The sequence below is a fragment of the Empedobacter sp. GD03797 genome, assembly GCF_029842105.1.
Classification (GTDB): Bacteria; Bacteroidota; Bacteroidia; order Flavobacteriales; family Weeksellaceae; genus Empedobacter; species Empedobacter falsenii_C.
On record NZ_JAOCFS010000051.1, the window covers coordinates 1 to 9,091 of the forward strand.

A 9,091-nucleotide genomic window follows, 5' to 3' on the forward strand; every position below is an offset into this window, starting at 1 on the left:
ATGTTTATACTTTTTGTAAAATGTACAAAGTAAAATGTATTAAGTAAAATGTAAGTTTTACTTCAACGCATCTCCAAACTATGTTTTATAAAACAAGGAGCTGCTAGTCAGTTAATAAGAAGCTTGCTTTCATCCAACAAGAAGCTTCTAATTAGTCAACGAGAAGCTTCTTCTTAATAAAAAGGAAGCTTCCTTTTTACAACTAAGTCAGAACTTACTACTCAAAATTCAAAAACACCCCTATAATCCTCAAGAGGATAGTTTGCTTAGATTTTTATTCTGATATAATCTTAAGTTATTTAACATAATTCTTATTATTGAGTAAACTAAAAATTAGTTTCGCTTACCGCTTACCGCTTACCGCTTACCGCTTACCGCTTACCGCTTACCGCTTACAACTTACAACTTACAACTCAACCCGTGTTAGGGATAGCAGTGAAAATCCTTTTGTAGGAATTAGATTGTCTGTAATTACTTCTATTTTCTTCTACAAAAGATTGGAACGGATAGCCCGACCGAGCGACTTATATTACTTGTTATTGAATTATTAAGAAGAAATTGATGAATCGTATAAATGAAAGGAAAAGAGCGAAGGAACGCCCAAATAATAGACATTTAATGAAGAATTTTTATATATTTAGGTTTTAAAGTAAAGAAGATATGAAACCATTTAATGTGCGTGTATATGCGTTATTGGAGCACAAGGGAAAGGTATTGGTGATTCACGAGCCGTTTCAGGGAGAGTTAATTTATAAGTTTCCTGGAGGTGGACTGGAGTTTGGTGAAGGAACGAAAGATTGTATAAGGAGAGAGATAAAAGAGGAATTGAATTTGAAAGTGGAAGTTCATGAGCATTTTTATACACAAGATTTTTTTGTGCTGAATGCTTTTGATCCAACAGAACAGGTTTTATTGATTTATTATAAAGCAACAATTACAGAGAAGGCATTGGCTAAATTGAAAATTTTGGATGCGGATATCAACGAATTGTTGTGGTTATCGAAAGAAGAATTGAACGTAGAGAAATTTACGCTAGATGCAGATAAAGTGGTCGTTGATTTGTATAAAAAAGAAAACTTCGAATCTTAAGACTCGAAGTTTATTATTTTTTGATCATCAAAATACTGTATAACGGCGTATTTCATCAACAAGGTTTGCTCATTTGTTTTAAGCGGTGGTAAATTTTCCAGTAACTCAAAATGTGGCCAACCATCTGGATCTAATCCATCGAAACGATAAAAGCCAAAAGGTTCTAACACGCGACAAACTGCAATGTGTAATAGATTGAGTTTATCATCTTTTTTGAATCGTTTTTTTCCTTGTCCTAATTCTTGAACACCGATTAAAAAAAGAATCGTATCTAAATCTGGTCTTTCACCGTCTGTGAAATTTTGTTGAAAAAATTCTTCAATCAGTTTCCACTTGTTGGTGTTTGATGATGATTCTTCTGTAAATTTTGATATATCCATTTAGAATTTACGCCCTTTGTGACGCATGTGTGGGTTTTGTAATTGCGAATTACTTACGTTGAAACGTTTCATTTGATCGTTCATCATTTTGATTTGATCAGTAAACATTCCTTTCGAATCGTTTTTCTTCGCTTCTTTAATATAACCTTCCGCTTCTTTCTTTTTACCTTTTGACATTGCAGCTCCAGCCAAAGATAAGTTAGCCATTGCTCTGTCATGATCAAACGATAAACCGTAGTTTAAGGCTTCTTTCATATATTTTTCTGAAACCGCAACATTGTCCTGTGCTTCAGTAATTCCCATCATGTAGTGGTAATATCCCATTTGTTTAGGAATTAATTCTGATGATGGATTTTTGATCTTTTGTAACCATTTTTTCGCTTTTGCCATATCCTCTTTACGTAAAAACCAGAAAGCTAACAAGATGTTTTCGTTTCTGAAATAGAATAAAATTGGAAATACAGCGACTAATAACGAAACAAATCCCCAACCGTATTCGCGAATGGTAAACAAAAAGATTGCTAAAGCGATTAATACAGCGGCGATTACTAATTTAATGTATTTGTTCATCGATTATAAATATGATTTGATATTATCTGCAATTTTGATCATTTTCTCGGCAGATAATTGAAGTTTTGGATTTGAGAAATTGATATCTTGCATTGTATTTAGAGGAACCAAATGCACATGTACATGTGGTACCTCTAAACCAACAACAGCTACGCCAACGCGTAAACAAGGTATTGCTTTTTCTATAGCTTGTGCAATTTCATAAGAAAAGTCCATTAAACCTAAATAGGTTTCTTTGTCTAAATCGAAGATTTTATCGATTTCTTTTTTCGGGATAACCAATACATGACCTTCTACCAAAGGAAAAGCGTCCAAAATAGCGATGTACTTATCGTTTTCGGCAATTTTGTATGATGGTATTTCTCCGTTTATAATTTTAGTGAAAATGCTTGCCATATGTTTTTAATTTTTGAAATCTTAGTCCAAAGATATTTCTAAAATTTCAAAATTTAAAGTCATTCCGTTAGGTAATGTAATTTCTGCAACTTCTCCAAGTGATTTTCCTAACAATCCTTTTGCGATTGGAGTATTCACAGAGATACGCATTTTAGCTAAATCAGCTTCAGATTCAGGTACCAAAGTGTACACTAATTCTTGTCCGTTCGCTGTATTTTTTATTTTAACTTTTGATAATATTGATACTTTAGAATGGTCTAATTTAGATTCATCAATTACGCGTGCATATGCTACAACTTCTTTCAATTTAGCAATTTGCATCTCTAACATTCCTTGAGCCTCTTTTGCAGCATCATATTCTGCATTTTCAGATAAATCTCCTTTATCACGCGCATCAGCAATTTGTTGCGAAATTTTTGGACGCTCAAAAGTTTCTAACTGATGAAGCTCTTCACGCAACTTTTCTAATCCCTCTTTCGTTACATATTGTATATTTGCCATAACAACAATGTTTAATTTTTTATTAAATAGATCTTATAAAATAAATAATCCTACACATATGTAATACTATGCGCAGGACTATTTAGTTATTGTACTACAAAGATAATAAAAAAAATACAGCAAATTAAAAATGAAACAATTTATTAAAACGATTCTAAATAAGGTTATTTTGGTTAGTGTTTTTGCTGGCTTATTTCAAGGCTGCAATTCAGATGATGGTACAGTAAGTTGTGTGCCAAATACAATTGTGAATGTATCAATCAATATCAATTTACCATTATATTCTAATCTTAATAATCCAGGAGGATGGGTATATGTTGAAGGAGCAACAGCAGGTTCTAGAGGTTTGATTGTGGTACGTACAGCTTCTAGTTTCAAAGCTTACGATCGCAATGCGCCGCATATTTGTCCTGGTGCAGAAACCACTCTGTATGTAAAGAATGACATCAGTATTGTGTGTGATGCAGATAATTCTGAATGGATTTTATTGACAGGACAACCTACAAAAGTAGCGAATAGAGCGCCAAGAACATACCAAGTGTATGTAAATGCAAATGGAACCCTTACAATAACAAATTAAATTTTTTATCTAAAGTTTTTTTAATTCACTCAAAAAATAATAATCTTTGCAGGCATCGAAATTATACTTCTTTATTATGCATGCATAAGTTTTTCGAATTGTTTTTGAATTAAATTATTTTTAAAAAAAGATAATTTCGTTGTAAAGATTACTCAAATCCATTATTTTTGGTAAATCAAAATTTTATCAATTAAAAAATATTAATAATGAGCATTATTTCGCATATCCATGCAAGACAAATTTTAGATTCTCGTGGTAACCCAACTGTAGAAGTAGACGTGTATACAGAATCAGGTGTTTTAGGTCGTGCAGCTGTTCCATCAGGAGCATCTACAGGAGAGTATGAAGCAGTAGAATTACGTGATGGTGGAGACTTGTACTTAGGTAAAGGAGTTTTGAAAGCTATCGAGAATGTAAATGAAGTGATTGCTCCAGAATTAATTGGTTTTTCTGTTTTTGAACAAAATTTAATCGATCAAGTAATGATTGATTTAGACGGAACTGAAAACAAAGCTAAATTGGGTGCTAATGCAATTTTGGGTGTTTCTTTGGCGGTTGCAAAAGCTGCAGCAGAAGAATTAGGTTTACCATTGTTTAGATACATCGGTGGAGTTAATGCAAACACATTACCAGTTCCAATGATGAATATCGTAAATGGAGGTTCTCACTCTGATGCGCCTATTGCGTTCCAAGAATTCATGATTATGCCAGTTCAGGCAGCATCTTTTTCTGACGCTTTACGCAAAGGAACAGAAGTTTTTCATGCATTAAAGAAAATTTTACACGACCGTGGTTTATCTACAGCAGTAGGTGACGAAGGTGGATTTGCACCAACTTTTGATGGCACAGAAGATGCTTTAGATACTGTAATTTCTGCAATAGAAAAAGCAGGTTACAAAGCAGGTGAAGAAATTATGATTGCATTAGATTGTGCATCATCAGAGTTTTATCACGATGGAAAATATGACTATACAAAATTTGAAGGAGAGAAAGGAGCTATCCGTACTTCTGCAGAGCAAGCAGCTTATTTAGCAGAATTGACAGAGAAATATCCAATTATTTCTATCGAAGATGGTATGGATGAAAACGATTGGGAAGGTTGGAAAATCTTAACAGATAAAATCGGTAAACGTGTTCAGATTGTTGGAGACGATTTATTGGTAACGAATGTAACTAAATTAGAAAAAGCAATTGATGTTGAAACAGCAAATTCTATCTTAGTAAAATTCAATCAAATTGGTACGTTAACAGAAACGATCAAAGCAGTACAAATGGCGCAAAATGCACGTTATACAGCAGTTATGTCTCACCGTTCTGGAGAAACAGAAGATGCTACAATTGCAGATTTAGCTGTTGCTTTGAACACAGGACAAATTAAAACTGGTTCTGCTTCTCGCTCTGATCGTATGGCGAAATACAACCAATTATTACGTATTGAAGAGATTCTTGGAGAAACTGCAATTTTTCCAGGGCTTAAGGCTTTTAAAGTTAAGCGATAAAATAATTTGAGACTGATATTTATCAGTCTCAAATTAATAAAAAAAGTGTAAATTACGCAATAAATAATATAAACTATAAAATGTCAGATAAGGTAATATTAAATTACAACGGAAATGAGTTGGAGCTACCTGTTACAACTGGTACAATGGATGAAAAATCTATTGATATTTCCAAGTTAAGAAGTGCTACTGGATTAATCACAATGGATCCAGGTTACAAAAATACAGGGGCATGCGAATCTAAAATTACATTTTTAGATGGTGAAGAAGGTAAGTTGATGTACCGTGGATATCCTATTGAACAATTAGCAGAGAAATCTTCTTTCGTAGAAGTAATGTATTTGTTAATCAAAGGAGAATTACCTACACAAGCTGAATTAGATAAATTTATCGCTGATATTAATGAGTATAACTATGTGTCAGAAGATTTAATCAAAATCTTAGATGCATTCCCAAGTTCTGCTCACCCAATGGGAGTATTAACATCTTTAACAGCTGCTTTATCAGCATTCAACCCAAAAGTTGTTGATGTTACTTCTCCAGATGATATGTACAAAGCGGCAGTTACTTTATTAGGTAAATTCCCAGTATTAGCGTCTTGGACACAAAGAAAAATTAAAGGATTACCAGTTAACTACTCTAACGATAAATTATCTTATGTAGAAAACTTTTATCAATTATTATTCAAAAAACCAGGTCAAGAATTAGACTTAGATCCAGTTATTATTGATGCAATTGACAAATTATTAATCTTACACGCAGATCACGAACAAAACTGTTCTACATCAAGTGTACGTTTAGTAGGTTCTTCTCACGCAGGTTTATTTGCTTCTATCTCTGGTGGTATCTCTGCATTATGGGGACCATTACATGGAGGTGCTAACCAAGCAGTATTAGAAATGTTAGAAGCAATCAAAAATGATGGTGGAGATGTTGAAAAATACTTAGCAAAAGCAAAAGATAAAAACGATCCATTCCGTTTAATGGGATTCGGACACCGTGTTTATAAAAACTTCGATCCTCGTGCGAAAATCATCAAAGTTGCTGCGGATAACGTTTTAGAGAAATTAGGAATCAATGATCCTATTTTAGATATTGCGAAAAAATTAGAGCAAGCTGCTTTAGAAGACGAGTATTTCAAATCAAGAAACTTATATCCAAACGTAGATTTCTATTCAGGGATTATCTACAAAGCGTTAGATATTCCAACTGAAATGTTTACAGTTATGTTTGCTGTTGGACGTCTACCAGGATGGATTGCACAATGGATGGAAATGCGCGAAACGAATCAACCAATTGGTCGTCCTCGTCAATTATACACAGGAGCACCATTACGTGATTACGTTGAAATTGAAAAAAGATAAGAATTATCTTATTCATCATACAATCCGAAAATCAAAGTTTGATTTTCGGATTTTTTTTAACAATTAATTTTTAGAGATTGTTTGTTTAAAATGTGTTAAAGCCTTATTTTTAAGTAAATTAAATTTTGTAATCATGAAATTTGAGAAAATACATAATAAAGGTCAAGCACAAATCTTCGAAAACAAATACCTCGAAATGTTAACAAAAGGTCATCCCGCAGTTATTTGGGGAATGTACATTCCTCTACTTTCCTACTGTATTTATTATGGAATTTCTCGTTACGATTTATCTGCCTTAACAGTTATCTGCCTATTTTTTGGAGCGATGTTATTTTGGACTTTGTTCGAATATTTTGCGCATCGTTATCTTTTTCATTGGACAGCCGAACAACCAAGTCTAAAACGAATTGTTTACATTTTTCACGGAAATCATCATCATTATCCGCGCGATAAACAACGTTTGTTTATGCCACCAGTTCCAAGTATTCTTTTGGCGTCAATTATTTTCTTGATTCAATATTTAATTTTAGGAAAATACACCTTTGCTTTCTTTCCTGGTTTTATGATTGGCTATTTATTGTATGCGTCTATGCATTATTTGATTCATGCTGTTGCGCCGCCTTTCAAGTTTATGAAACCACTTTGGCGCAATCATCATTTGCATCATTATAAAGACGAAGAATTAGGTTTTGGCGTTTCCAATACGTTTTGGGATCGTATTTTTGGAACAATGTTCGACCTAAAAAATGAAAAAGAAGACAAAGAAAAAGTAAAAGAATTGATGTTTGAGAAGAAAAGTTAATTTTTCGTATCTTCCGTCAAATTAAGTTTACACAAAAAATGAAAAAATATACTTTACTTGCGATTGGACTGCTTGCATTCAATCAAGCAAACGCGCAATATTCTAAAGAAAATCAAAAGAAATATGTCGAAGAATTAGCTTCTGATGCTATGCAAGGTCGAAAATTTGGAACACCCGAAAATCGATTGGCTGCTGAATTGATTGCTGAAAAATTCAAACAAAATAAATTAAAACCTTGTGTTGGTGATTCATATTTAATCGAATTTGAATATAAAGGGAAAACGGGACAAAATGTTTGTGGAATCAAAGAAGGGAAATCGTCTGATATTTATGCTGTTGGTGCGCATTTTGATCATGTTGGAACAGATGACAAAGGTGAGGATAAAATTTATAATGGAGCGGATGATAATGCGAGTGGAACTTCGGCTGTAATGGCTTTGTCTGATTATTTCAAAAATAAAAAAGTTAAGCAAACCATGATGTTTATGGCTTTTGATGCTGAAGAAATTGGATTAATTGGTTCTAAAATGTTGGTAGAAAATACAGATTTTCAATCATATTTACCAAATATGAAAGTGATGTTGAATCTTGAAATGATTGGAACTGTTTCTGCTTTTGGTGAAGGAAAAGTGTATATGACAGGTAGCGATCGTTCGGATTTGATGAATTTGATGAATAATAATTCTACTAAAACATTCAAAGTTGAAAACGACCCTTATTTGCAGCAACAATTATTTTATCGTTCGGATAATGTAAATTTTGTGAATCATAAAGTGGTATCGCATGCGCTTTCTTCTGTAAACATGGAGAATCAACATCATTATCATCAAAAAAACGATGAAGTTTCGGTGATTAATTTCGAAAATCTGTCAGAGATTACACAAGGAATTGGACATTCTTTATACGAAATGATGAAGAAAAATATTCAACCAAAATATAACAACTAATGGATAAAGCAATTAATATTGTTAGTATTGCGGTTATTGTAATTTTATTGTTAGCGTTTTTATCAGAAAAATTTTTCCCAATAAGAGGTCTTGAATTGTTTTATGAGAAAAAGTTTTATCTCGCAATTATCTATTTAATTTTAAGAGTTTCCAGAATTTATATTCTTAGAAAATCAAAATAAATTTTTAAATCCGTTCCAATTTCAGAACGGATTTTTTAGTACCTTTTATTTACTTAAAATAAATGTATGGAAGGTTATTTAGAAATTGTTTTGCGCTGTATTTCGGTGTATTTTTTTATGTTAATTGCACTTAGAATTTTTGGTAAACAGCAATTATCCCAATTAAATACAGCAGATGTTATTTTGATTTTATTGATTAGTAATGCTGTTCAAAATGCGATGGTTGGTTCAGATTCGAGCTTGCAAGGTGGATTGATAGCAGCTTTTGTATTGTTTCTTTTAAATTTTATTGTCAAAAAGATCATGCTGAAAAGTAATTTTTTAGGAAACTTAATTGAACAGAAACCCGAAATTTTAATCCGTAATGGAAAAGCAGATTTTACGATGTTGAGCAAATTGGGAATTAATTCGGAAGAATTGAACGAAGCAATGCGCGAACATGGTGTGGAGCATATCAAAGATGTAAAATTGGCAATGATGGAGATTGACGGAAATATTTCAATCGTCACAACAGATAAAAATCAGTTTAAGGAAACACATTATAAACGCAAACATAATCACAAAAATTTACAGGGAGTTAATTAATTTGTAACAATTTAGATTATACATATACTTATATTAAAACTAAATCTATGAGCAAATTTATCAATCCAATTAGTTATTTTCTTTTTGCAATTATATTATTTTTGATTCTTTCTAATAAATTTTTCCCAATCGAAGCTTTAGAAGAATTATATAAATATAGAATTGTTCTGATTATTCTTTATGTTGTTTTAAGAGT

Annotated in this window: 12 protein-coding genes; 8 read left to right on the plus strand and 4 right to left on the minus strand. The window is 32.3% G+C overall.

Annotated elements, in window-relative coordinates:
- Nucleotides 1-660: 660 nt before the first annotated feature.
- Nucleotides 661-1,089, plus strand: coding sequence for an NUDIX domain-containing protein (locus N5D90_RS16720; RefSeq protein WP_180905999.1), 429 nt, complete (start codon nt 661-663; stop codon nt 1,087-1,089).
- Here N5D90_RS16720 and N5D90_RS16725 read toward each other — a convergent pair.
- Genes N5D90_RS16725 through greA form a run of 4 tightly spaced genes read right to left on the minus strand, consistent with a single transcriptional unit; the run spans nt 1,086 to nt 2,936 of the window.
- Nucleotides 1,086-1,469: a hypothetical protein gene (locus N5D90_RS16725; RefSeq protein WP_280063424.1), complete on the minus strand. Its 384-nt coding sequence runs from the start codon at nt 1,467-1,469 to the stop codon at nt 1,086-1,088. The genes N5D90_RS16720 and N5D90_RS16725 overlap by 4 nt on opposite strands.
- Nucleotides 1,470-2,039 carry a lipopolysaccharide assembly protein LapB gene (locus tag N5D90_RS16730; RefSeq protein ID WP_038333778.1) on the minus strand — a complete coding sequence of 190 codons (570 nt, stop codon included), beginning with the start codon at nt 2,037-2,039 and terminating at the stop codon, nt 1,470-1,472.
- Nucleotides 2,040-2,042: 3 nt separating this feature from the next.
- The gene (locus tag N5D90_RS16735) at nt 2,043-2,435 is read right to left on the minus strand and encodes an HIT family protein (RefSeq protein ID WP_280063425.1); all 393 of its coding nucleotides are present in this window, start codon (nt 2,433-2,435) and stop codon (nt 2,043-2,045) included.
- A 21-nt stretch (nt 2,436-2,456) separates the two neighbouring features.
- Entirely contained in the window at nt 2,457-2,936 is a 480-nt protein-coding gene (gene greA / locus N5D90_RS16740; RefSeq protein ID WP_019976987.1) for a transcription elongation factor GreA, read from the minus strand.
- A gap of 130 nt (nt 2,937-3,066) precedes the next feature.
- On the opposite strand from greA, the gene N5D90_RS16745 reads away from it, so the two are divergent.
- From N5D90_RS16745 to N5D90_RS16775, 7 genes are all read left to right on the plus strand, one after another.
- Nucleotides 3,067-3,516 (plus strand): hypothetical protein, encoded by a 450-nt coding sequence (locus N5D90_RS16745; protein WP_221856625.1) that lies wholly within the window; start codon nt 3,067-3,069, stop codon nt 3,514-3,516.
- Nucleotides 3,517-3,722: 206 nt separating this feature from the next.
- Nucleotides 3,723-5,015, plus strand: a complete 1,293-nt coding sequence (gene eno, locus N5D90_RS16750; protein WP_280063426.1) for a phosphopyruvate hydratase — start codon at nt 3,723-3,725, stop codon at nt 5,013-5,015.
- Between the two features lie 80 nt (nt 5,016-5,095).
- Nucleotides 5,096-6,379 (plus strand): citrate synthase, encoded by a 1,284-nt coding sequence (locus tag N5D90_RS16755; RefSeq protein WP_280063427.1) that lies wholly within the window; start codon nt 5,096-5,098, stop codon nt 6,377-6,379.
- 133 nt (nt 6,380-6,512) lie between these two features.
- Nucleotides 6,513-7,181: a sterol desaturase family protein gene (locus N5D90_RS16760; RefSeq protein WP_280063428.1), complete on the plus strand. Its 669-nt coding sequence runs from the start codon at nt 6,513-6,515 to the stop codon at nt 7,179-7,181.
- A 38-nt stretch (nt 7,182-7,219) separates the two neighbouring features.
- Nucleotides 7,220-8,128 (plus strand): M28 family metallopeptidase, encoded by a 909-nt coding sequence (locus tag N5D90_RS16765; RefSeq protein ID WP_125350645.1) that lies wholly within the window; start codon nt 7,220-7,222, stop codon nt 8,126-8,128.
- Nucleotides 8,128-8,310: a hypothetical protein gene (locus tag N5D90_RS16770; RefSeq protein WP_125350646.1), complete on the plus strand. Its 183-nt coding sequence runs from the start codon at nt 8,128-8,130 to the stop codon at nt 8,308-8,310. Before N5D90_RS16765 ends, N5D90_RS16770 begins: the two co-directional genes overlap by 1 nt.
- Before the next feature lie 66 nt (nt 8,311-8,376).
- A complete protein-coding gene (locus N5D90_RS16775) occupies nt 8,377-8,895 on the plus strand; it encodes a DUF421 domain-containing protein (RefSeq protein WP_280063430.1) in 519 nt (172 codons plus the stop codon).
- The last annotated feature ends 196 nt before the right edge of the window (nt 8,896-9,091 follow it).